General features: G+C 73.3%; 20 protein-coding genes. 11 read left to right on the top strand and 9 right to left on the bottom strand.

Features of this window, described 5'->3' with window-relative positions; all coding sequences use genetic code 11:
• Nucleotides 1-58: 58 nt before the first annotated feature.
• Nucleotides 59-376 carry an HPr family phosphocarrier protein gene (locus tag ASG32_RS31905; protein WP_020094097.1) on the top strand — a complete coding sequence of 106 codons (318 nt, stop codon included), beginning with the start codon at nt 59-61 and terminating at the stop codon, nt 374-376.
• A 3-nt stretch (nt 377-379) separates the two neighbouring features.
• On the opposite strand, the gene nth is transcribed toward ASG32_RS31905, so the two are convergent.
• The 4 genes from nth to ASG32_RS31885 all read right to left on the bottom strand — a co-directional run bounded on the left by nth (nt 380) and on the right by ASG32_RS31885 (nt 4843).
• Nucleotides 380-1000 (bottom strand): endonuclease III, encoded by a 621-nt coding sequence (gene nth / locus ASG32_RS31900; protein ID WP_244492337.1) that lies wholly within the window; start codon nt 998-1000, stop codon nt 380-382.
• A 172-nt stretch (nt 1001-1172) separates the two neighbouring features.
• Complete coding sequence (locus tag ASG32_RS31895; RefSeq protein ID WP_056534107.1) at nt 1173-2048, bottom strand: hypothetical protein; 876 nt, start codon at nt 2046-2048, stop codon at nt 1173-1175.
• Nucleotides 2049-2152: 104 nt separating this feature from the next.
• The gene (locus ASG32_RS31890) at nt 2153-3259 is read right to left on the bottom strand and encodes a GTP-binding protein (RefSeq protein ID WP_056534104.1); all 1107 of its coding nucleotides are present in this window, start codon (nt 3257-3259) and stop codon (nt 2153-2155) included.
• A 66-nt stretch (nt 3260-3325) separates the two neighbouring features.
• Nucleotides 3326-4843 carry a D-alanyl-D-alanine carboxypeptidase family protein gene (locus tag ASG32_RS31885; RefSeq protein WP_056534101.1) on the bottom strand — a complete coding sequence of 506 codons (1518 nt, stop codon included), beginning with the start codon at nt 4841-4843 and terminating at the stop codon, nt 3326-3328.
• 270 nt (nt 4844-5113) lie between these two features.
• Here ASG32_RS31885 and queE point away from each other — a divergent pair, with 270 nt between their 5' ends.
• Nucleotides 5114-5746: a 7-carboxy-7-deazaguanine synthase gene (queE, locus tag ASG32_RS31880; protein ID WP_056534098.1), complete on the top strand. Its 633-nt coding sequence runs from the start codon at nt 5114-5116 to the stop codon at nt 5744-5746.
• A gap of 282 nt (nt 5747-6028) precedes the next feature.
• Here queE and ASG32_RS31875 read toward each other — a convergent pair whose 3' ends face one another.
• Nucleotides 6029-6940, bottom strand: coding sequence for a hypothetical protein (locus ASG32_RS31875; RefSeq protein ID WP_056534096.1), 912 nt, complete (start codon nt 6938-6940; stop codon nt 6029-6031).
• Nucleotides 6941-7115: 175 nt separating this feature from the next.
• On the opposite strand from ASG32_RS31875, the gene rfbC reads away from it, so the two are divergent.
• The 4 genes from rfbC (at nt 7116) to rfbA (ending at nt 10611) form a co-directional block, all read left to right on the top strand.
• Nucleotides 7116-7667 (top strand): dTDP-4-dehydrorhamnose 3,5-epimerase, encoded by a 552-nt coding sequence (gene rfbC / locus ASG32_RS31870; protein ID WP_020094104.1) that lies wholly within the window; start codon nt 7116-7118, stop codon nt 7665-7667.
• Between the two features lie 93 nt (nt 7668-7760).
• Nucleotides 7761-8810: a dTDP-glucose 4,6-dehydratase gene (gene rfbB / locus ASG32_RS31865; protein ID WP_056534093.1), complete on the top strand. Its 1050-nt coding sequence runs from the start codon at nt 7761-7763 to the stop codon at nt 8808-8810.
• Nucleotides 8810-9715, top strand: a complete 906-nt coding sequence (gene rfbD / locus ASG32_RS31860) for a dTDP-4-dehydrorhamnose reductase (RefSeq protein WP_056534090.1) — start codon at nt 8810-8812, stop codon at nt 9713-9715. Before rfbB ends, rfbD begins: the two co-directional genes overlap by 1 nt.
• Nucleotides 9712-10611, top strand: a complete 900-nt coding sequence (gene rfbA / locus ASG32_RS31855; protein WP_056534087.1) for a glucose-1-phosphate thymidylyltransferase RfbA — start codon at nt 9712-9714, stop codon at nt 10609-10611. Before rfbD ends, rfbA begins: the two co-directional genes overlap by 4 nt.
• A 41-nt stretch (nt 10612-10652) precedes the next feature.
• Here the strand turns inward: rfbA and ASG32_RS31850 are convergent, their stop codons facing one another.
• Nucleotides 10653-10919 carry a hypothetical protein gene (locus tag ASG32_RS31850; RefSeq protein WP_199866188.1) on the bottom strand — a complete coding sequence of 89 codons (267 nt, stop codon included), beginning with the start codon at nt 10917-10919 and terminating at the stop codon, nt 10653-10655.
• A gap of 169 nt (nt 10920-11088) precedes the next feature.
• Here ASG32_RS31850 and ASG32_RS31845 point away from each other — a divergent pair, with 169 nt between their 5' ends.
• Genes ASG32_RS31845 through ASG32_RS31830 form a run of 4 tightly spaced genes read left to right on the top strand, consistent with a single transcriptional unit; the run spans nt 11089 to nt 15552 of the window.
• Nucleotides 11089-12186: an OpgC domain-containing protein gene (locus tag ASG32_RS31845; protein ID WP_020094109.1), complete on the top strand. Its 1098-nt coding sequence runs from the start codon at nt 11089-11091 to the stop codon at nt 12184-12186.
• Complete coding sequence (locus ASG32_RS31840) at nt 12147-13019, top strand: GDSL-type esterase/lipase family protein (protein ID WP_056534084.1); 873 nt, start codon at nt 12147-12149, stop codon at nt 13017-13019. The genes ASG32_RS31845 and ASG32_RS31840 overlap by 40 nt, the downstream gene beginning before the upstream one ends.
• Nucleotides 13020-13075: 56 nt before the next feature.
• Complete coding sequence (locus tag ASG32_RS31835) at nt 13076-14416, top strand: lipopolysaccharide biosynthesis protein (protein ID WP_056534081.1); 1341 nt, start codon at nt 13076-13078, stop codon at nt 14414-14416.
• Nucleotides 14413-15552 (top strand): GNAT family N-acetyltransferase, encoded by a 1140-nt coding sequence (locus ASG32_RS31830; RefSeq protein WP_056534078.1) that lies wholly within the window; start codon nt 14413-14415, stop codon nt 15550-15552. Before ASG32_RS31835 ends, ASG32_RS31830 begins: the two co-directional genes overlap by 4 nt.
• Nucleotides 15553-15707: 155 nt before the next feature.
• Here the strand turns inward: ASG32_RS31830 and ASG32_RS31825 are convergent, their stop codons facing one another.
• Nucleotides 15708-15992, bottom strand: coding sequence for a hypothetical protein (locus tag ASG32_RS31825; protein ID WP_056534075.1), 285 nt, complete (start codon nt 15990-15992; stop codon nt 15708-15710).
• Between the two features lie 169 nt (nt 15993-16161).
• Between ASG32_RS31825 and ASG32_RS31820 the strand changes: the two genes are divergently transcribed.
• Nucleotides 16162-16416, top strand: a complete 255-nt coding sequence (locus ASG32_RS31820) for a hypothetical protein (protein ID WP_026605077.1) — start codon at nt 16162-16164, stop codon at nt 16414-16416.
• A 10-nt stretch (nt 16417-16426) separates the two neighbouring features.
• On the opposite strand, the gene ASG32_RS31815 is transcribed toward ASG32_RS31820, so the two are convergent.
• Together ASG32_RS31815 and pepN are read right to left on the bottom strand one after the other, a co-directional pair.
• Nucleotides 16427-18724 (bottom strand): PAS domain-containing sensor histidine kinase, encoded by a 2298-nt coding sequence (locus tag ASG32_RS31815; protein ID WP_244492336.1) that lies wholly within the window; start codon nt 18722-18724, stop codon nt 16427-16429.
• Between the two features lie 253 nt (nt 18725-18977).
• The gene (pepN, locus tag ASG32_RS31810) at nt 18978-21602 is read right to left on the bottom strand and encodes an aminopeptidase N (protein WP_056534069.1); all 2625 of its coding nucleotides are present in this window, start codon (nt 21600-21602) and stop codon (nt 18978-18980) included.
• Nucleotides 21603-21617 lie beyond the last annotated feature (15 nt).

Here is a 21617-nt window from a genome sequence, read left to right as displayed (position 1 = left end):
TTAGGTTCGGGACGAGCGGCCGCCAGGGCCGCCGATCGGGCGGGAAACACCACGGGCGATGGACGAGCTTTTCGAGACCGATGACGATCCGCCGGTTCCGGAGGGCGGCCTTATCCGCAAGCTCCCGATCATCAACAGGCGGGGCCTCCACGCCCGCGCCTCCGCGAAGTTCGTGCAGACCGTGGAGCGCTACGACGCCGCCGTGACGGTCACCCGGGCCGGCGAGACAGTCGGCGGACGCTCGATCATGGGCCTGCTGACGCTCGGCGCCGCCATGGGCACACGCATCGCCGTCACCGCCGTCGGCCCGGACGCGGAGAGCTGCCTCGACGCCATCGAGGCCCTGCTGGCCAACCGCTTCGGCGAGGACGAGTAGCGTCTAGGCCGTCGCCTTGCCCGGCCACGCGCACAGGTCGGAGACCGGGCACCGGGGGCAGGCGGGCTTCCGGGCCGTGCAGGTGTCGCGCCCGTGCCGGAACAGCCAGACATGGGCGTTGTCCTTGAACGCGTCCGGCACGCTTCGGGCGAGGCCGTCGGCCACCGCGTCGACCGTCGCGCCCGGGGCGAGGGGGATCCGGTTCGCGATCCGGAAGATGTGGGTGTCGACCGCGATCACCAGCTCGTGGAAGGCGAAGTTCGCCGTGACCTCGGCGCTCTTGCGGCCGATCCCCGGCAGGCGGCGCATCTCCGCGGCGCTGCGCGGGACGGCGCCGCCGTGCTCCGCGAGCAGGACCGCCGACAGCCTGACGATGTTGCGCGCCTTGGAGGGCCCGAGCCCGACTGGCCGGACGATCTCGGTGATCCGGGCCTCCCCCAGGGCCGCCATGGCAGCGGGATCGCGGGCCTCGGCGAACAGCGCGTCCGCGATCCGCGAGACGGTCGGGCCGGTGGACTGGGCCGAGAGCAGCACGGTCACGAGCAGGCGGAACGGGTCGGTGCGGTCGAATCCGGCCTTCGGATCCGGGTCCAGCTCGGCGAGGCGCGCGAGGATGGCGGCCACCCGATCGGCCTCGCCCGCCCCGCGCGAGCGCGGCACAGTCCGTGCGGCCGCCTTCCGGCGCGGAGCGGGTCGAACGCCGTGGGGCAGGTCGCGGGTCATGTCGGCCAGCTAGGGTTCGCCGCCCCCGTCGACAGGCGCCCCGGACGCGGCGGATTGACCGCTCACCGACCACTCAGGCCCGGGCGCGGCGCCAGGGCACCGCGTTGGCGCCGGCGCACAGGTGGAGCGTCCCGGCGACCACCGCGCCGGCCCGCCGGCGGAACTCGACCCGCAGCGCGCCGCGGCGGGCGAACAGCCGGGTGACCACACGCACCAGCGACGCCTCGGCCGGGTCGGCGATGATCGGCCGCGCGGCCGTGCGGGCGTCGAGGGCGAGGAAGGTCTCGACCGCGTCGCGGACCGCTTCCGGCTCGGTGACGGCGAGCATCTCGGTCTCCGCGGGCTCCCAGCCCTCGGGACGCACGCCGAGCAGGTTCCCGGCCGGGATCGGCCGGGAACGCGCCGGGCGGCTGGCCGCCAGGACGGGGCGCCGCGGCTCCGGATCCGGGGCGGGTGCGGACTGGCCGACGAGTCGGAGCGGGCGGCGCAGCGCCCCGAGCCGCTCCCGCAGCGCCCGGTCGACGGCCTCCGCGGCCGCGCGCTCCACGAGGGCGGCCGCGTCGGGCTCGGCGGGCTCCCAGGGCCGGGCGCGGCCGCCCCAGACCGGATGCGGCATCGCCAGCGGGACCACGCCGCGCAGGGTCTCGTGGCCGTCGCGCGCGTCGCGGCTCCAGGCGAGGGCGACGGCGACGGGACGACCGGCCGGGCGGTGCTGGGCGAGCGGGAGGAGGTGATCCGGGTCGCGCAGCGGGTCGGTCACCGCGTTGCGCACGAGCATGGCCCGCCACGCGGCGACGGAGGCCGCGTCGACGGCATCGGGTCGCCGCAGATCGACCCGCCAGGTCCCGGTCTCGGCGCCGTCCTCGGCGCCGGCTCCGGCTTCCGGATCCGCCGCGCGGTCCGGCCGCTCGGTGAGCCCGCCCTGTATCACGGTGAAGCGTCGCACCATCCGCGTGTCCTGCCTCTCGACGACCCGTCCCGATCCGGGACGATCCGGCGCCTCCGGGGCGCCCTTCGCGTCGAGGGCTTCAAGGACGGTGCCGACCGCCGGCGTCAGGGGCCGGGGATCGCCAGGGGATTGTCGAAGAGGGCGGTGGCATCCGGCGCGTCGACCCGGGGGCGGCCGAGGAAGGCGTCCCAGAGCTGGCGCACGAAGGCCGGATCGAGGTCGCGCAGGATCAGGATGAGGCGCGAGGTGTGGTCGGGATCCGGCCAGGCCGGCAGGGTGACCGGCGCGTGGAACACGTGCTGGACGCCGTGGACGACGAGGGGCCGCTCGGGATCGTCGGCGAGGGCGACGAGGCCCTTGAACCGGAGCAGCTTCGGCCCGTGGCCGGAGCGCAGGAGATCCATGAACATCTCGAAGGCGGGGCGCGGCACGGGCGCCGCGCTGGTCAGGCAGATCGCCCGGATCGACGCGTCGTGGCGGTTCACGTCGGCGTGGCGGTGATGCGCCTGCTCCAGCGCCGCGTCGCCGAGCCACGCGCGCACGTCGGCGGTCTTGCCGTCGAGGCCGAACAGGCCGCCGAGGAGCGTGTCCGCGGGGGCGTCGGGCGCGACGATCGGGGCGGCCGGGTTGAGCGCCGCGAGGCGCGCGCGGATCCCCGAGAGGTCGCCCGCGAGGTCGGCCTTGGTCAGCACGATCCGGTCGGCGACCGCGGCCTGCCGCAGGGCTTCCGGGTGGGCGTCGAGGGTCGCGGCGCCGGTGGCCGCGTCCACCACCGTCACCACGGCCTGGAGACGGTACCGCAGCACCAGATAGGGATGGTAGATCAGCGCGTGCAGGATCGGCGCCGGATCGGCGAGGCCCGTCGTCTCGATCACGACCCGGCGGAACGGCCGGATCCGGCCGTTGTCGCGCTTGCGCAGCAGATCCTCGAGGGTCGCGATCAGGTCGCCCCGCACCGTGCAGCACAGGCAGCCGGCGCCGAGCAGGATCATGTCCTCGTCGACGGTCTCGATCAGCAGGTGGTCCAGGCCGATCTCGCCGAACTCGTTGACGATCACCACCGTGTCGACGAGCGCGGGATCGCGCAGCAGCCGGTTCAGCAGGGTGGTCTTCCCGGCTCCGAGGAAGCCGGTGAGCACGGTCAGCGGGATCGGCTCCGGGCGGCGCGGGTCCGGAGCGGGGGCGGGGGTCTCTGACAGAGGCGGCGACATGGGCGACGAAGTGGGGTGTGGCGGCCTCCGCGGCAACGTGGCGGTGCGCCGAGCACCGGAGTGGGCCTACTCGTCGGCCGCCGCCTTCTTGGCGGCCGGCTTCCTGGCCGGGGCCTTGGCCGCCGCCTTGTGGGACGTCGTATCGGCCTTGGCGGGCGCCGGCTTGTGGGCGGCCGCCTTCGGCGCCGGCTTGGTCAGGCCCTTCCCGGGCTTGGCCTCCGGCATCCCGGGCGTGACGTCCGACGTGTAGGCGCTGGCGTTCCGCGGCACGCCGTGGCCCGGCTTCGCGGCGACCTTGGGAGCGGATTTGGCGGCCGCCTTCGCGGCCTCGGCCCGCTCCAGGCGCGCCGCGCGCGCCTGCTTGGCCGCCTCGAGGGCCGCCGCGCGCTTGGCCTTGGCGGCCTCGAGCTTGGCGGCGCGGGTGTTGGCGGCGGCGGCCTTCTGCTCGGCCTCCTGCGCCTCGAGGATCTGCTGGCCCTCGGCCGGGTTGCGACCGACCCAGACGGCGATCGGCTGGAGCGGCGCCCGCGGCGGCAGGGACCGCGCCCGCAGGGCCGGGTTGGAGAACGCGGCGAGCGCCAGCGCCGGCGAGTTCGCCGCCGAGCCGCCGATCAGCTGCGCGGCCGAACCGGGGGCGCTCAGCGCGCCGGGACCGTCCTCGATGGCCGGGGGCTTCTTGCCGCCGCACACGAAGGGACGCATGTCCGGCGGCGCCGGGATCGCGGAGGCCGGCAGCGCGTCGAGGGTCGGGCTGGTCCAGCCGGCGCTCTGGCCGAAGGCGTAGTCGAACAGGTCGGCGGTCTTCACGTCGCGCTCGCGCGGGGTCGGCTGCCCCATCACGATGGTGACGATCCGCCGGCCGTTGCGCGTGGCGGTCGCCACGACGTTGAAGCCGCCCGAGCAGATGAAACCCGTCTTCATCCCGTCCGTGCCAGGATAGCGCCCGAGCAGGCCGTTGTGGTTCGCCATCACGGCGCGGCCGAACTGGATCGCCGAGATCGAGAACAGGTCGTGGGAATCCGGGAAGTCGCGGATCAGCGCCCGGGCGAGGACCGCCATGTCGCGGGCGGAGGTCCACTGGCGCGGGTCGGGCAGGCCGTTCGGGTTGAACCAGCGGCTGTCGTGCATGCCGATCCGCTGCCCGGTCTCGTTCATCAGCGCGGCGAAGTTCTCGACGGATCCCCCGAGCGACTCGCCGATCGCGTAGGCGACGTCGTTCGCCGACTTGACCATGATGATCTTCAGGGCGTTGTCGAGGGTGAGCTGCGTGCCCGGCTTGAAGCCCATCTTCGAGGGCGGCTCGGCGGCGGCGGCGGCCGAGATGGTGATCATCGAGTCGAGCGAAACCTTGCCCTGGCGGACGAGGTCCAGGGCGACGTAGGTCGTCATCAGCTTCGTGATCGAGGCCGGGTACCAGGGATCGGTCGGCGCCTGCGCGTAGATGACCTTGCCCGAATCCACGTCGGCCACGAGGATCGGCACCGTCACGGCGTTCGCGGCGCCGATCCCGACCAGGCCCGCCCCGAGCAGACCCGTCAGCGCCGCAAGCCCGACGGTGAGGCGTCGGTAGAGAGAAGAGGACATTCGAGCCCGACTCGTCAGAGGATCGCCTGGATCGACGCCCTGGGGGCGTCGGATTTCCGGCCGGCCAGCCGGAGAGCGGCGCAGCCCGGACGGCCGAAAGGCGATCGCCGGACTGCATCTCGGCATGAACGAGCCTACCGTGGCAAGAGCAAGGCGAGATCACATCGCGGGTCTGCACGGCGCGGTTGTCGGTGGCCCGCGCGGGCGGCACGGCTTATGTGCAGGCCGGGCGCGCAAGCCGGATCGCGCGCGACGGTGACTGGGACGGTTGTGGCTTACGCGGTCAAGGAGATCTTCCACACGCTCCAGGGCGAGGGCGCGCAGGCGGGCCGTGCCGCCGTGTTCTGCCGGTTCGCCGGATGCAACCTCTGGTCCGGGCGCGAGGCCGATCGCGCCGCCGCGGCCTGCCGGTTCTGCGACACCGATTTCATCGGGATGGACGGGGAGGGCGGCGGGCGCTTCGCGGACGCGGCCGCCCTCGCCGACGCGATCGCCGCCACCTGGGCGGGCGGCACCGCGAACCGCTACGTCGTCTTCACCGGCGGCGAGCCGCTGCTCCAGCTCGACACGCCGCTGATCGAGGCCGTCCACGCGGCCGGGTTCGAGATCGCGATCGAGACCAACGGCACGCTGCCGGCGCCCCCGGGGGTCGACTGGATCTGCGTCAGCCCCAAGGGGAGCAACGCCCTCGCACAGGTCTCCGGCCACGAGCTGAAGCTCGTCTACCCGCAGGCGGACGCCGATCCCGCGGCCTTCGTGGATCTCGCCTTCCAGCACCGCTTCCTCCAGCCCATGGACGGCCCCGACCGGGTCGCCAGCACCGAGGCGGCGATCGCCTATTGCCGCCGGGACGCCCGCTGGCGGCTCTCGCTGCAGACCCACAAGATGATCGGCATTCCCTGAGAGGCCTGGATTTGGTCCCGGGATTGGGTTCGGACGAAGTGATCGCCAAGCCGGTGTCGCACGAGGCGCCGGTCCCCTCTCCCGTGCGGGAGAGGGACAGGGTGAGGGATCAGGGCCATCCGGACGAGTCGCGGCCTGTCGGCAACCCGAGAGCGCGCCTGATCCTGAAGCGTCTCGTCCCTCACCCCGACCCTCTCCCGCACGGGAGAGGGGGTTACGGCGCGGTTGTCTCGACCGGGATCGCCGTCTCTCCGAACCGTCAGGACGCGATTGGGGACGGCACTACCTGACGATAGCCCCCCGCTGGGCGCGCGCCGCGCGGATCGCCGAGCGCGCGAACCGTCCGCCCGCGCGCGGCGGATCGGGATCCTGGCCGTCCAGCACGGCGCGGCGCAGGGCCACCAGCGCGGGATCGCCCCATCGGTCGAGGACGCGTCCGAACGCGGCGTGGCGCCCGGCATCGAACGGGACCGGTCGCCCGGCCCCGTCCCGCGCGGGATGGGCCGGATGCAGCGTCCCGCAGGGTATCCAACCCGGCGGGATCGGCGCGGTGGCCGCGTGCGTGCGTGCGAGTCGCAGGAGTTGCGGCAGCAGGTGGCACCGCGGGCCGGGCCCCGCGGCCGCCCGATCGGCCTCCGGCGCGAAGACCTCGACGCGACCGATGCGGGTGATGACGATCTGGTCCAGGCCCGAGATGACAGCGGACGGCATCGCCGCGGCGCCGGCGGCGAGGAGCGGTCGGCCCGCCAGCGCCCGCAAGCGGGTGATCCGCGCGGGGTCGGCGGTCCGGATGCAGGCATCCGCGGCGCGCAGACCGAGGCCGAGATCGAACAGGCGCGCGGCGCGGTCCTCCGGCCGGATTGCCGCCCCGTCGGAACCCAGTTCGGTCAGAACGGTGCGCCGGCCCATCGCGGAGGCGGCCTCGGGAAGGCAGAGCGCGACCGCCTGGCTCCAGCCGTCGGCGAAGCCGGTCTCGTAGGCGAACGGCCTGAGATCCGGATGCGCCCGGACCGCGAGCGCGCCGCGGGCCGTGCGGAGCCCGATCGCGTCGTCCTCGAGGGGCCGTGCCGGCTCGTCGGGTTCCCGCACGAACACGGCGGCGGCTCCGTAGCCGCCGAGGCTCCACGTGCAGGCCGGATCGGCCAGCTGGGCACGCAGCAGGCCGTCCACCGCGGGTCCGGCTCCGCCCGTCATCGGCTCCCCTCGTGCACGCCACCGCAGCCCGCACGCCTTGACACGGACGGCGAATGACCGGAAGTCGCGGTGCATCACCGAGGTTGTGGTCGGCGAGGCGGGCGCGCGACCCGGAACGACCGACGCGGAGACGTCCGCTGGACCTCGCGACGGGATCCGCAAGAAGGGCGCTGGCATGGACGTCATCGAGACCGAGATCCCGGACGTGAAGCGCATCGTCCTGAAGCGCTTCGGCGACGCGCGGGGCTGGTTCTCGGAGACCTTCCGGGCCGACACCCTGGCGCGGGCCGGCATCACCACGCCCTTCGTGCAGGACAACCAGTCCTTCTCGGCCCCGCAGGGGACGGTCCGCGGCCTGCACTTCCAGATCGCCCCCCGCGCGCAGGCCAAGCTGATCCGCGTGCTGCAGGGCGCGATCCTCGACGTCGCGGTCGACATCCGCAGCGACTCGCCGACCTACGGGAAGTACGTCGCCGTCACGCTCGACGCCGAGAACGGCGAGCAGCTCTACATCCCGCACGGCTTCGCGCACGGCTTCTGCACCCTGACGCCCGACGTCATGGTCGCCTACAAGGTCGACGACTACTACAGCCCCGAGCACGACCGCGCGCTGTTCTGGAACGATCCGGCGATCGGGATCCCGTGGCCGGTCTCCGGCGAGGCGGCGATCCTGTCCGACAAGGATCGCCGGGCGCCGAAGCTCGCCGATCTCGGCCGCGTCTTCTGAAGAGCGCGGCCCGGCCGCAATTTTGTCACGACGGCCGGTCTTAGGCTGCCCCGGCTTTCTCAGTTCTCGATCGATCCGAAGAGGTAATCCACCATGCGCATCCTGGTGACCGGAGGCTGCGGCTTCATCGGCTCGGCGCTGGTGCTGCACCTCGTCAACGATCTCGGCCACGACGTCTGCACCCTCGACGCGATGACCTACGCGGCCAACCCGGTCTCGCTGGCGCCGCTCGCCGACAACCCGCGCCATCGCCTGGTCGAGGCCGACATCTGCGACCGCGCCGCCGTGCAGAAGGCCTACGCGGACTTCAAGCCCGAGGCGGTGATGCACCTGGCCGCCGAGAGCCACGTCGACCGCTCGATCACCGACCCGGGCGCCTTCGTGCGCACCAACGTGATCGGCACGCAGACCATGCTGGACGGCGCCCGCGGCCATTACGAGACGCTGCCGGAGGCCGAGAGGAAGACCTTCCGCTTCCTCCACGTCTCCACCGACGAGGTCTACGGCTCGCTGCCGCCGGACGCGTTCTTCACGGAGGAGAGCCGCTACGATCCGCGCTCGCCCTACTCGGCCTCGAAGGCGGCCTCCGACCACCTCGCCCGCGCCTGGCACGAGACCTACGGGCTGCCGGTCCTGGTGACCAACTGCTCGAACAATTACGGGCCGCGTCACTTCCCCGAGAAGCTGATCCCGCTGATGATCCTCAACGCCCTCGAGGGCAAGAAGCTGCCCGTCTACGGCGACGGCCTGAACGAGCGCGACTGGATCCACGTGGAGGACCACGCCAAGGGCCTCGTGGCCGTGCTGGAGCGCGGCCGGATCGGCGAGACCTACCTGCTGGGCGGCCGCGCGGTGCGCAACAACCTCGCGGTGGTCAAGGCGCTGTGCGCGGCCTTCGACCGGCTGCGCCCGCAGGGCGCGCCGCACGAGCAGCTGATCAGCTTCGTGGCCGACCGCCCGGGCCACGACCGGCGCTACGCGATCGACTGCACCAAGGCCGAGACCGAGCTCGGCTGGCGCCCGCAGAAGACCTTCGAGCAGGCGCTGGAGGAGACCGTGGCGTGGTACCTCGGCAACGAGGGCTGGTGGCGCCCGATCCGCGAGGGCCGCTACAAGGGCGAGCGCCTGGGGCTCAACGGCTGATGGACGTCCTCGTCCTCGGCGGCGCCGGCCAGGTCGGCACCGAGTTGCAGGCCCTGACTTGGCCGGACGGCGTCACCGTCCACGCGCCGGGCCGCGCGGACCTCGACATCACCGACGCGGACGCCGTCGCGGCAGCGCTCGCCGCCCGCGCCTACCGGGCGGTGATCAACACCGCCGCCTACACGGCGGTCGACAAGGCCGAGTCCGACGTCGTCGCGGCGTGGCGCCTCAACGCGCTGGCCCCGGCGATCCTGGCGGCCGCGACCGCCGCCAAGCGAATCCCGCTGGTGCACGTCTCGACCGACTACGTCTTCGCCGGGACCAAGCCCGACGGGGCCTACGCGCCCGACGCGCCGATCGACCCGCAGAGCGTCTACGGTGCCAGCAAGGCCGCCGGCGAGCTGGCGGTGCGCACCGGCAACCCGCGCCACACCATCGTGCGGACCGCCTGGGTGGTGAGCCGGCACCGGGGCAACTTCGTCAAGACGATGCTGCGGCTCGCGGCGGAGCGCGACGCGCTGACCGTGGTGAACGACCAGCACGGGTGCCCGACTTCGGCCGCCGACCTCGCCGCGGCCCTCGCGACGATCGCGCAGGCCATGGCCGCGGATCCGGAGGCGCCGACCGGCACGTTCCACTGCGTGAACCGGGGCGACACCACGTGGTGCGGCTTCGCCGAGGCGATCGTGGCGGGCTCGGCCCGGCGCGGCGGGCGCTCCGTGCCGGTCAAGGGCATTCCGACCTCCGCCTACCCGACACCGGCCCGGCGGCCGGCCAATTCGCGCCTGTCCACCGACAGCCTCACGGCCGCCTACGGCATCGCGCCGCGGCCCTGGCAGGCGGCGCTCGACGACATCCTGGACCGGCTCGTCGGGCCGGTCTCAGAGGGAGTTTCCAAGCCATGAAGGGCATCGTTCTGGCCGGCGGATCCGGCACGCGCCTGCACCCGGCCACGCTGTCGATCAACAAGCAGCTCCTGCCGGTCTACGACAAGCCGATGATCTACTACCCGGTCTCGGTGCTGATGCTCGCCGGCATCCGCGAGATCCTGATCATCTCGTCGCCGGAGCACCTCGACAACTACAAGCGCCTGTTCGGCACCGGCGAGCAGTTCGGCCTCAAGTTCTCCTACGCCCTGCAGCCGCGGCCGGAGGGCCTCGCCCAGGCCTTCGTGATCGGGCGCGACTTCGTCGGCGACGACGACGTGGCGCTGATCCTCGGCGACAACCTGTTCTTCGGCGCCGGCATGGGCGAGCTCCTGGAGCGCGCGTCGAGCCGCAAGCAGGGCGCGACCGTCTTCGCCTACCACGTCGACAACCCCCAGGCCTACGGCGTCGTCAACCTCGACAAGTCCGGGCGGCCGACGAAGATCGTCGAGAAGCCGCAGAACCCGGAATCGACCTGGGCGGTGACCGGCCTGTACTTCTACGACAACCAGGTGCTCGACATCGCCGCCGACGTGAAGCCCTCGGCCCGGGGCGAGCTGGAGATCACCAGCGTCAACGAGGCCTACCTGCAGCGCGGCCAGCTGCACGTGGAGCGCATGTCGCGCGGCTACGCGTGGCTCGACACCGGGACCCACGACAGCCTGCTGGAGGCGAGCGAGTTCGTCCGCACCCTGCAGAACCGGCAGGGCCTGCAGGTGGCGTGTCTGGAGGAGATCGCCTACCTGCAGAAGTTCATCACCCGCGACCAGCTCGTGGCCCGCGGCGAGATGTTCGCCAAGACCGCCTACGGGCAGAACCTGCTGCGCCTCTCCCGCGAGAGCGAGGACGACCTGCGCCTGCGCCGCGGCAAGTAGCGCCGCCGGCGGCGCGGGGTCGCCGCCCCGTCGCTGCCCCCTTATCGGGGGGCGCAGCCGATGCAGATGCTGCGCATGAGCTTGTCGTTCTCCGCCTCGCGCGGCGTCCGCACGCGCCGGTCGTCCGGCGTCTCGGCACCGGCGCCGCGGCTCGGCGGCATGACGCGGCCGACCGACGAGGTGTTGGGGGCGGTCGCCGTGGAGGCGGGGCCGCCGCCGGTGCCGGTCTGGGCCTGAGCCAGCGCGGGGCCGGTCGCCTGGACCGGCAGGAGGATCGCGAGGCCGAGGGCGGTGAGGGGGCGGGTCATAGGTGCGGAACTCCGTGCCGGGCCATAACGCGGGTGTGACCGTCCGGTTCGATCGGGCCGCGCGATCCCCACCTTTGTTCGCCTTTGCAGAAGCGATGCGGCGCCGTATCAGGGGCCGCGTTCCCGCCGCCGCCATCCTGATGCGTCGAAACTCGGAGCCGCCGCGACGATGCGGGACCCCAACGCGATCGACTTCTGGCGCGGCTTCGCCCTGATCACGATCTTCATCAACCACATCCCGGGCAACACCTTCGAGCGCTACACCTTCTCGCAGTACGGCATCTCGGACGCGGCCGAGCTGTTCGTGTTCCTGGCCGGCTGGTCGATCGGGATCGCCACCCGCGGGCGCGACGGCAACCCGGAGCCGCCGGGCCGGAGCGTGGTGCGGCTCCTCGCCCGCACGGTCGAGGTCTACCGGGCGCAGCTGACCGTGATGCTCCTGGCGCTCGCGATCATCGCGGGGGCGGCGCTGCTGCTCGACAACCCCCTGATCCTCGAGTGGCACAATGCCGGCGGCTTCTTCGCGGACCCGATCCAGTCGGTCTGCGGGATGGCGCTGCTGACCTACCAGCTCGGCTACTTCAACATCCTGCCGCTCTACGTGCTGCTGATCGGCATCGCGCCCGTCTTCGTCCTGGTCGGCCGCTTCAGCCTGCTCGGGGCCCTGGGCCTGTCCGTGAGCGTCTATCTGGCGAGCCTCGTCTTCGGGTGGAACGTCCCGTCCTGGCCGGGCGAGGGCGACTGGTTCTTCGATCCGCTCTGCTGGCAGCTCCTGCTCGTCCTGGGCTTCGTCCTGCAGGGCTGGAACCTCCGCTCCGACGCCCTGCGCCGCTGGTCGCGGCGCCTGATCCCGGCGGGCGTCGTGATCGTTCTCCTCGGGATCGTGCTCGCCGTGACGGAGATCCGCCCGGATCCGATGCTCGTTCCGGAGCCGCGCCTGCTGTTCACGTTCGAGAAGACTTACCTGACCCCGGCGCGACTGGTTCATTTCCTGGGGGTATTGTTAGCGTTTGCACCGCTTTACGCGGTGCTCGCCCCCCGAATCGGCCGCGTCGTCGGTTATCTGAGTCAGATGGGCCGGAATTCACTGGCTGTCTTCTCGATGGGCTCGATCCTGAGCCTGATCGGACAGCTCGTGCGTTTCCAGACGGGCGGCGGCGCGCTGATCGATATGCTGGTCGCCGGCTCGGGCCTCGTCGGGCTGGGGTTTACGGCATGGTTCGTCGAATGGCGCAGCCGCAGCAGATCGTCGCGACCCCGCGCATGACGCGGGCCCGGCTCGCCGCGGCGCTGGCCGCGCTCCTGCTGTCGGGCCCTTCCGGCGGCGCGACCGCGGCCGAGCAGGCCGCCGGCCCCGTGGCGGACGATCCGGCCCTGTCGCAGGAATGCCGGGTCCCGGGGGCGCAGCTCTACAGCGTCGCCCAGCTCGGCGCCGTCAAGGCGGCGCTGGCGGAGAACCGACCGCTCAAGATCCTGGCGATCGGCGGCAGCGCGGCGCCGGGCGCCTCGGCCTCCTACCCGGCCAAGCTCGAGGCCGCGCTGGAACACGCCCTGCCGAAGGTCGACGTCGTGATCGACCACCGCGGCCTGCCGGGCGAGATCGCCTCCGGGGCCGCCGAGCGCCTGCGCACCATGGTGGCCGAGGCCGAGCCCGACCTCGTCGTCTGGCAGGTCGGCACCCACGACGCCATCGCCCGCGTCGACGTGGACGCCTTCGCGAGCGCGCTGGCCGAGGCCGTGGGCTGGATGCGGTCGCACGGGATCGACGTGGTGCTGGTCGACCCGATCTACACGGCCAGCATGGCGGCCGACGTCGACTACAACCGGATCGTCGAGGCCGTCCGGAGCGTCGCGACCCAGCAGGGCGTGCCGCTGGTCCGGCGCTACGAGGCCCTGCAGTACCTGTCGCGCCGCAGCGACAAGGGCGAGGGTCACATGCTCGGCCGCCAGTTCCGGCTCAACGACCTCGGCCTGCGCTGCATGGCCGAGCACGTGGCGCTGACGATCGCCACCTCGCTGATGCGGACGGAGGCGCCCAAGGAGCCCAAGGCGGCCCCGGCCCAGCCGCCCTTAACCGAGCCGCAACGCGCCCCGGGCTAGACCGGACGGCCAGAGATCGGCCTCCCGCCGAGTTCGGGACCGGCGCGGAGCGCGTAGTGTCAGCCACGGCCCTCCCTGTCCTCGCGCTCCGGCACCTCCGGGCGCTGCGCAGCGGCCCGCAGCGGGCGGCCCTGACGGTCTTCGCGATCCGCGTGGGATCGGCCGGCTTCGCCTACGGCGCCCAGGTGCTCGCGGCGCGGCTGATGGGCTGGGACGCCTACGGGATCTTCGCGTCGGTCTGGGTCTGGACCGCGATGCTGGGCCACACCCTGACCCTCGGCCTGTCGCAGGGCGCGTGCCGGTTCGTGCCGGGCGACCAGGCGCAGGGCGACCTCGACCTCGCGCGCGGCTACATCCGGGCCGGCGCCCTCGTGACCGGCGGAGCGGCGCTCGCCGTCGCCTGCCTCGGCGCGGCGCTGCTCGTGCTCGAGCCGAACCTGTTCGCCCCCGCCTACTGGGCACCGATCCTGGTCGCGCTCTGCGTGATGCCGCTCTTCGCGCTCCAGGACTACCTCGAGGGCGTGGCGCGCAGCCAGAACTGGGTCGGGCTCGCCATCGCGCCGCCCTACCTGCTGCGCCAGACCCTGATGATGGCCTGCATGGTCGCGGCGATCCTGCTCGGCGCGCCGCCCCGGGCCGAGGTCGCGATGGCCTGCATGCTGGTCGCCGCCGCGGTCGCGACCGCCCTGCAGGCCGCCCTCCTCGCCGCGCGGCTCCGGCGGGAGCTGCCGGCCGGGCCGCACCGCTACCGGTGGCGCACGTGGCTCGGCACGGGCCTGCCGATCGCCGCGATCGACCTCGCCAATGCCGGCTTCACCTTCGTCGACGTGATCGTGCTCGGCGCCCTGGTGAGCCCGGCCGAGGTCGGGATCTACTTCGCGGCGACCCGCATCCAGCAATTCGTGGTGTTCGTGCACTACGCGGTCAGCGCGGCGACGCTCCAGCGCTACAGCGCCGCCCGGGCGCAGGCCAACCGCTTCCTCCTCGCCGAGCTGGTCCGGCGCCAGGGCCGCCTGACGGCGGCCGCGACCCTCGTGGTCGGCGGCGCGATCCTGGCCGTCAGCCCCCTGCTGCTGGCCATGTTCGGATCGGGGCTCGGCGACAGCGTGCCGATCCTGGGCATCCTGATCGCCGGCAGCGTCGGGGCCAGCCTGTTCGGCCCGGGCGAGGATCTCCTGACCATGCTGGGCGGCGAGCGCCTCTGCGCCGGCATCACGGCGGGAAGCCTCCTCGCCGCCGCCGGCCTGTGCCTCGCCCTGGTCCCGGCCCTCGGGACGCTCGGCGCGGCCGTGGCGGTCGCGGTGGCGAGCGTGGGCCGGGCCGCCCTGCTGGCGCGCGCCGCGGGGCGGATCCACGGGCTGCCGACCCCGGTCTGGGCCGCCGGAGCGGTCCGATGATCGCCGCGAGCCCCCTCCGCGCGCCGTCCGGAGCCGTCGTCACCCTCGGCGACGCGCCGGAGCCGGAGGCCTGGGACGCGCTGGTCGCGGCGGGCGCCGCGGCGCACCCGCACTTCTCCCGGCACGTCATCGAGGCCCATCGGACCGCCGGGCTGCTGCCGGCGGCCCTCCGCTACGTCACGGTCCGCGCGGGCGACCGTCTCGTCGGGCTGCTCCCGTACCGTGAGGCCCGGGACCTGACGGGCCTCGGCGGCCGGGTCCTGCGGCCCTTCCTCTCGCCCTACGTGACCGCCACGGCTCCCCTGGTCGCCGAGGGTCCGGACCGGGCCGCGCACGCGCAGGCCCTGGTGGCCGGCCTCGAGGCCGCCTCCGGCGGATGCCCCTGGCGCTGGCCGCTGCTGCCGACCGGGGAGGGCGCCGTGCCGGAGATGCTCGCGGCGATGCGCGCGCGCGGCTGGGCCATCGGCACGGTGACGGGCTTCGACCGCCCGGTCATGGACCGGCGCGCCGACCACGCGGCGTTCCTCGCCGACCATCCCGGCCGGGCGCGCTTCAAGGATCTGCGCCGCCGGGCGCGCCGCCTGTCGGAGACCGGAACCGTCGCCCACGCGTGCGCCACGGGCGGATCGGACCTCGCCCGCCTCGTCGCGGCCTTCCTCGACCTGGAGCGCGCCGGCTGGAAGGGGCAGGCCGGCACCGCCATGGCCTGCCGGCCCGAGAGCGCCGCGCTGGCCAGGGCGCTGTTCAGCGCGGTTCCGGGCCCGGTCGCCGTCCGGGCCGACGCGCTGACCCTCGACGGCCGGCCTGTCGCCGTCAGCCTCGCCCTGGTCAGCGACGGCACCGCGACCCTGCTGAAGACTGCCTACGACGAGGATCTGCGCGGCCACGCCCCGGGCCTGCTGCTCGAGGCCGAGATCGTGCGGGCCTGCCACGAGACCGGCTTCGCCGACCGGCTCGACTCGGCGACGCTGGAAGGATCGGCGCTGGAAGGTCTCTACCGCGACCGGGTTCCGGTCGCCGAGATCATCGCGGTCCCGCCCGGTCGACAGGTGATCTCGCTGGAGCGGCGCCTCCGGCTCGCCCGGTTCGAGCGGGACGCGCGCGCGGCCGCGAAGCGGGCCCTGCGGCGGCGCTAGGGCCGGTCCCGGTCGGGTTCGAGAGCCTGGACGGAGCCGCTGATCCCGGTCGAGACATCCGCGCCGTGCCCCTCTCCAGCACGGGAGAGGGGTATCGCGCCTCGCTCGGCGCTGGCCCGATCATCGCCGCCGTCGCGCATCGGGCGTGAGCGGGACTACCGGCCCCGGTACAGACTGTCGCCCTGCACCCGATCGTAGACGCCGTGCCCGGTCCGGGCACGATAGGCGCGGCCGGCGATCGCGCCGGGGGTCGGCGGCGTGCCGGGCTGCGCGAAGCTCGTCTCGGGCCGGTAGGCCGGCCCCCAGCCGATCTCCTCGTCGCCCGCGGGATCCTTGCCCGGGAAACCCGTGACGTAGCCCGTGCTCTGCGCGAGCGCGGGCCCGGCGGCGAGCCCGAGCAGGAGCGCAAGCGTGCAGCGGTACGTTGTCCTGGATCGCATCGGCCGTATCCTCCAGTCCGGTCCGCCGGGCGGACCACCTGCGGGGCAAACCCGGATCCGGAACGGAGGGTTTTCCGGCGTGTACTCATGCCGCGGGCGAGACGGCGGGCGGGCTGTTGGGAATTCCGGCCGGCCGCGGGGGCGGGCGATGATCGCGGAGGCGGGCGTCATGGACGACTGGAAGGCGGGGCTCCGGGCGGAAATGCGGGCCATCGACATCGCCACGGGCGAGGCGGCCTCGGCGCAGTTGCCGGACCTGCTGCGACGCCTGAGCCGGCATCAGGCCGGTCTCGGCGGCAACCCGGTCCTGTCGCTGTACCGGCGCTGGCGCATCCGGCGCCTGGCACGCGCCGTGGCGGACGCGCGCTGGCACGCGGAACAGGGCCGCCTCGCACGCCGCGGCGGGCTCGATCCGCGTCCGTGAACGGCCCCGCTCAGGCGGCGGAACGGCCCGCCCGCGGCGCCTCGCGCCTGACAATCGTGGAATCGGCCGTCGCGGAAGGGGCCGAGCCGGCCGGAACGCCGGCCTCCGGGCGCTCGGCCGGCGTGGCCGGCAGGCGGACGAGTACGATGGTGCCCACCGTCTCCTCGGAGCGGATCCGGAGCGAGCCGCCGTGGAGCTCGACCATCGAGCGGGTGATGGCGAGGCCCAGGCCCGAACCCTTGTGGCACCGGGTCATCTGCCGCTCGACCTGCGTGAAGGGCCGGCCGAGGCGGGCGAGGTCGGAAGTCGGGATGCCGATGCCGTTGTCCTCGATATAGAGGTGGGTGCACGCGCCGGCGCGGCGGCCCCGGACGGCGACGCGGCCGCCGGCGGGCGTGAACTTCACGGCGTTCTGCACGAGGTTGGCGAGGATCTGCCGGATCGCCTGCGGATCGGCCAGCAGCTCGAGGCCGGGCACGACGTCGACGCTGACGGTGATCGCCTTCTCGCGGGCGGCCGCCTCGACGGGCGCGAGGGCCGCGCTGATCGCGGTCTCGGCGGAGATCGCCCTGGGGCTCAGGCGCACGCGCCGGGCCTCTAGCCGGGCCATGTCGAGGATGTCGTCGATCATGGACAGCAGGTGCGAACCGCTCTCGCGGATGTCACGGCAATACTCGGTGTAGCGCGGGGTGCCGAGCGGCCCGAGAACCGCGTTCTCCATCACGTCGGCGAAGCCGATGATGGCGTTGAGCGGGGTGCGCAGCTCGTGGCTCATATTGGCCAGGAACTCGGCCTTGGCCTGGTTGGCCGCCTCGGCGGCCGCCTTCTGATCGAGGTAGCGCTCGGCGAGATCCGCGAGCTGCTGGGTCTGGAGTTCGAGGGTGCGGCGGGACCGTTTGAGGTCCTTGACGGTCTCGATCAGCTCGCGCTCGGAGGCGAGGAGCTGCTCCTGATTGCGCTTCAGGCTGGTGATGTCGGTCCCGACCGACACGTAGCCCCCGTCCTTCGTGCGCCGCTCGCTGATCTGCAGCCAGCGGCCGTCGGCGAGCTCCGCCTCGAAGGTGCGGGCGGCCATGCCGGTCAGCGCCATCCCGGCCTCGGGCGATTCCCGCCGGACCTGGGGCAGCACGCCGCGGCCCATCACGTCCGTGTAGCTCCGGCCCGCCTGCGCATCCTCGGGACTCAGGGCGTGGAGGTGGCGGAATTTCGAATTGCACAGGACCAGGCGGTTGCCGGTATCCCAGAGCACGAAGGCTTCCGAGATCGCCTCGACGGCGTCGCGCAGGCGCATGTCGGCCGCGGCGTTGGTCTCCTCCAGGGCCCGCTGCTCGCTGATGTCGTTGGCGATGCCGACGAGGTGGCGGCCGCCGTCGGCGGCGTCGGCCACGACCTCCGCGCGGGCGCGCAGCCAGACGTAGGCCCCGTCGGCGCCGCGCATGCGGAAGGCGTGGTCGATATGCGTCTGGTTGGCCGCGAGCCCCCGGGCGAGGCTGTACAGGTCGCCGTCGTCGGGATGGACCAGGCCGTTGACGTCCCCGAACGAGAGGTACTCGTGCTGCCGCCTGTAGCCGAGCAGCGTGTACATCGAATCGGACCAGTAGATCCGGCCGCGCGCGATGTCCCAGTCCCACAACCCGCAGGCGCCCCGGCGCAGGGCGGTCTCCAGGCGGCCGCGGATCTGCTCGCGGGCCCGGTCGGCGCGGGCGGCCTGGCGGGTCTGCAGGCCGTAGGCCAGTCCGACTCCGACGATCACGATCGCGGCGGCGGCGATCAGGACGATCTGGTCGCGGGTCCGGGCGCTCCAGCCGCGCAGCAGCGGCTCGATGGGCTGGAGCACCGCCACCTGTCCCGCGCCGCCGGGCAGGCTGTGCACCGCGGCGAGCACGCTCTCGCCGCCGGGAAGCTCGAGGGCCATCGCGCCGGCGCGCTCGCCGAGGCCGGAGAGCGGCTCGCTCTCGCCGAGCACCGCCGAGAGGGTCGTGCGGTCGGCCGGCAGCGGCGGATGGGCGGCGACGATGCGGGTGTCGGGGCGGACCACCAGCAGGCGGCGGCCGGGATGCCGCTCGCTCTCGGGCATCAGGGCGCGCAGGTCCTCCGCCACGGTGCCGGCCGGATCCACCGTCCGCGCGGCCAGACGGGCGAAGCCTTCGACCTCGGCCTTCGCGCCCGCCAGGATCTCGGCACGCTGGCCCTGGATATGGAGGGTGGCGAGCCCGACGAGGCAGGCCAGGAACACCGCGAGCGTTCCCGGCACGGCGTAGCGCAGCCAGCGCTCGGCCTGGCCGAGCCGCGGATCCCGGCTCCGCATGGGCCACGAGATCGTGAGACTCGAATCCGCACGCGCGGAGAAGGAAGCGGAAGCCGCCTCCGGCATGGCCGAACCTCGCCCGTGGGAACTGTGATCCGGTGTGGGCACCCGGCCCCCGAAGGCCCCCCGAATCTGACTGAATACAATCACTTCGGGGGGCAGTTTGTCCACGGATTTTTTACCATAAGGGCTTGACGGAACCCAGGTGTTGCCCGGGAGCCCGAGAATCGATTTCTACCGCAGGTTCAGACGGTTAGCCGCCTCCGAGGGTGCGCGCGAGGATGTCGGCGGTGTCCCGGGAAAGCCCCGGGATCGCCTTGATCCCATTCAGCATTTCGACCGCTTTGGCGCCGCGTGATTTTTCCAGCCGGCGCCAGGATCCGAAGGCCGTGAGGAGCCGCGCGGCCACCTGTGGGTTGGTCGAATCGAGCGCCGCGACCGTCTCGGTCACGCGGGCGAATCCCGCCCCGTCCGGTCGGGCGAACTGGGTCGGGTTGCCGAACGCGAAGCTCCCGATCAGCGCCCGCACGCGGTTCGGGTTGGTCATGGTGAAGGCCGGGTGTTCCTGCAGCCGCGCGATCCGGTCGAGGGTGCCGGGCTCCGGGATCTGGGCCTGGAGGGCGAACCACTTGTCGAGGACCAGGGGCTCGTCGGCGTAGCGGGCCGCGAACTCCGCGAAGGCGGCCTCGCGGGTCTCTCCCGGGATCAGCGCCAGCGTGCCGAGGGCGGCGAGCCGGTCGGTCATGTTGGTGGCCTCGGCCAGCCGCGCGGCGGCGCGGGCGGCCCCCTCCCGGGGATCGCCGGCGGCGACCAGGTCGAGGGACGCGTTGCGGAGCGACCGGCGCCCCGCCGAGGCGGCGTCGGGGCTGTAGGGCGCACCGGCCACCGGCGCGAGCGCCGCGTCGATCGATTCGAGCCGCGGCCGCAGGGCCTGGCCCAGACGCGCCCGCAGGTTGAATCGCGCCCGGTGGATCGCGTCGGGATCCACGTCGGCCGGCACCGCGTCGGCGGCCTCGCCCTCGCTCGGCAGCGCCAGGACCAGGGCCGCGAAGGCCGGGTCGGCCAGGGCCTCGTCTTCGAGGAACTGGCCGAGTGCCGCGGCGAACGCCTCCGTCCGATCGGCGTCTGGCTCGAGGATCAGCCGCAAAGCGACGTCCTGCGCGGCCTGCCAGCGGTTGAACGGGTCGCTGTCCTGCGCGAGGAGCCGCATCCGCTCCGCGTCGGTCAGGGCGAGGTCGAGCCGGACCGGGGCGGAGAAGTCGCGCAGGAGCGAGGGGACCGGTTCCTCGGCGACCGCGTCGAACACGATCTCGGCCTCGGGGCGGTCGAGCACGTAGACGCCGTCCGGCACGTCCGGGCAGGTCGCGCCCACCAGCGGCCCGGACGCCCCGACGAGACCGAGGGCCACGGGGATCACCAGGGGCGGCCCGCCGGGCTCCGCGCCGCCGCCGGGCAGGCTCTGGGCGAACCGGAGGGTGTAGCGGGCGGCGGCCGGATCGTACGCGGCCGCGACGGCGAGGCGGGGCGTGCCGGGACGCTCGTACCAGCGGGCGAAGGCGCCGAGATCGCGCCCGGTCACCGCCGCGAAGGCCGCCAGGAAGTCGTCGACGGTGGCGGCGCGGCCGTCATTGTCGGCGTAATACCGGTCCATGCCGGCCCGGAAGGCCTCGGGACCGATCAGCGTCCGCAGCATCCGGACGATCTCGGCGCCCTTGTCGTAGACGGTCGCCGTGTAGAAGTTGTTGATCTCCGCGTAGGCCCGCGGCCGCACCGGGTGCCGCAGCGGCCCGGCATCCTCGGGGAACTGGCGCGCCCGCAGGGAGCGCACCTCGGCGATGCGGTGCACCGGCCGGGAGCGCATGTCGGAGGAGAATTCCTGGTCTCGGAAGACCGTGAGGCCCTCCTTCAGGCAGAGCTGGAACCAGTCCCGGCACGTGACGCGGTTGCCGGACCAGTTGTGGAAGTACTCGTGCGCGATGATCGCCTCGATCGCCGCGTAGTCGCCGTCGGTCGCGGTCTCGGGACTCGCCAGGACGTATTTGTCGTTGAAGATGTTGAGGCCCTTGTTCTCCATGGCGCCCATGTTGAAGTCGGACACCGCGACGACGTTGAACACGTCGAGGTCGTAGGCGCGGCCGAAGGCGGTCTCGTCCCAGGCCATGGAGCGGATGACGGCGTCGAGGGCGTAGCCCGCCCGGTCCTCCTTGCCGGGCTCGACGTAGACCGCGCAGGTGACGGGGCGGCCCTCCATCGTGGTGAAGCGCGTCTCGACCTTCCCGAGCCGGCCGCCCACGAGGGCGAACAGGTAGGCGGGCTTCGGGTGGGGATCGTGCCAGATCGCGAAGTGGCGGTCCGGCCCGGCCGCGCCGGTCTCGACGGGATTGCCGTTGCCGAGCAGGACCGGCGCCTCGGCCCGGTCGGCCTCGATGCGCGTGGTGTAGACCGACAGCACGTCCGGCCGATCGAGGAAGTAGGTGATCCGGCGGAAGCCGTCCGCCTCGCACTGGGTGCAGTAGACGCCGTTCGACCGGTAGAGGCCCATCAGCTTCGTGTTGGCGGTCGGATCCACCTCCGTGACGAGACGCAGCGCGAAGGGCCGCTGCGGCGGATCGCGGAGGATCAGTCCGGACGGCGTCGCCGCGTAGGCGTCGGGCGCCAGCGGCGCGCCGTCGAGCGCGACCGAGACCAGCCGGAGATCGTCGCCGTCGAGGGTGAGCGGCGCCGCCGGCACGCCGGCGGGGTTCGGCCGCAGCGTCAGCGTCGCGTCGATGCGGGTCGCGTGCGGGTCGAGACGGATGTCGAGGTCGACGCGATCGATCAGGTAGTCGCTGGGCCGGTATTCCTCGAGGCGGATCAGCGGCGGCGTCTCGGTGCGCATTCGGCTCACTCCGGG

Origin of the sequence: Methylobacterium sp. Leaf361 (assembly GCF_001424445.1) — a bacterium.
In the GTDB taxonomy this organism is placed as follows: domain Bacteria; phylum Pseudomonadota; class Alphaproteobacteria; order Rhizobiales; family Beijerinckiaceae; genus Methylobacterium.
This window is presented reverse-complemented; position numbering and strand designations above follow the sequence as displayed.

What these genes read in the sequence shown, in the direction of transcription:
- ASG32_RS31905 (WP_020094097.1), top strand. Translation starts at nt 59, where the DNA reads ATGGACGAGCTTTTCGAGACCGATGACGATCCGCCGGTTCCGGAGGGC.
- ASG32_RS31895 (WP_056534107.1), bottom strand. Translation starts at nt 2,048, where the DNA reads ATGGTGCGACGCTTCACCGTGATACAGGGCGGGCTCACCGAGCGGCCG.
- ASG32_RS31890 (WP_056534104.1), bottom strand. Translation starts at nt 3,259, where the DNA reads ATGTCGCCGCCTCTGTCAGAGACCCCCGCCCCCGCTCCGGACCCGCGC.
- ASG32_RS31885 (WP_056534101.1), bottom strand. Translation starts at nt 4,843, where the DNA reads ATGTCCTCTTCTCTCTACCGACGCCTCACCGTCGGGCTTGCGGCGCTG.
- ASG32_RS31875 (WP_056534096.1), bottom strand. Translation starts at nt 6,940, where the DNA reads ATGACGGGCGGAGCCGGACCCGCGGTGGACGGCCTGCTGCGTGCCCAG.
- rfbC (WP_020094104.1), top strand. Translation starts at nt 7,116, where the DNA reads ATGGACGTCATCGAGACCGAGATCCCGGACGTGAAGCGCATCGTCCTG.
- rfbB (WP_056534093.1), top strand. Translation starts at nt 7,761, where the DNA reads ATGCGCATCCTGGTGACCGGAGGCTGCGGCTTCATCGGCTCGGCGCTG.
- rfbD (WP_056534090.1), top strand. Translation starts at nt 8,810, where the DNA reads ATGGACGTCCTCGTCCTCGGCGGCGCCGGCCAGGTCGGCACCGAGTTG.
- rfbA (WP_056534087.1), top strand. Translation starts at nt 9,712, where the DNA reads ATGAAGGGCATCGTTCTGGCCGGCGGATCCGGCACGCGCCTGCACCCG.
- ASG32_RS31850 (WP_199866188.1), bottom strand. Translation starts at nt 10,919, where the DNA reads ATGACCCGCCCCCTCACCGCCCTCGGCCTCGCGATCCTCCTGCCGGTC.
- ASG32_RS31845 (WP_020094109.1), top strand. Translation starts at nt 11,089, where the DNA reads ATGCGGGACCCCAACGCGATCGACTTCTGGCGCGGCTTCGCCCTGATC.
- ASG32_RS31840 (WP_056534084.1), top strand. Translation starts at nt 12,147, where the DNA reads ATGGCGCAGCCGCAGCAGATCGTCGCGACCCCGCGCATGACGCGGGCC.
- ASG32_RS31830 (WP_056534078.1), top strand. Translation starts at nt 14,413, where the DNA reads ATGATCGCCGCGAGCCCCCTCCGCGCGCCGTCCGGAGCCGTCGTCACC.
- ASG32_RS31825 (WP_056534075.1), bottom strand. Translation starts at nt 15,992, where the DNA reads ATGCGATCCAGGACAACGTACCGCTGCACGCTTGCGCTCCTGCTCGGG.
- ASG32_RS31820 (WP_026605077.1), top strand. Translation starts at nt 16,162, where the DNA reads ATGGACGACTGGAAGGCGGGGCTCCGGGCGGAAATGCGGGCCATCGAC.
- ASG32_RS31815 (WP_244492336.1), bottom strand. Translation starts at nt 18,724, where the DNA reads ATGCGGAGCCGGGATCCGCGGCTCGGCCAGGCCGAGCGCTGGCTGCGC.
- pepN (WP_056534069.1), bottom strand. Translation starts at nt 21,602, where the DNA reads ATGCGCACCGAGACGCCGCCGCTGATCCGCCTCGAGGAATACCGGCCC.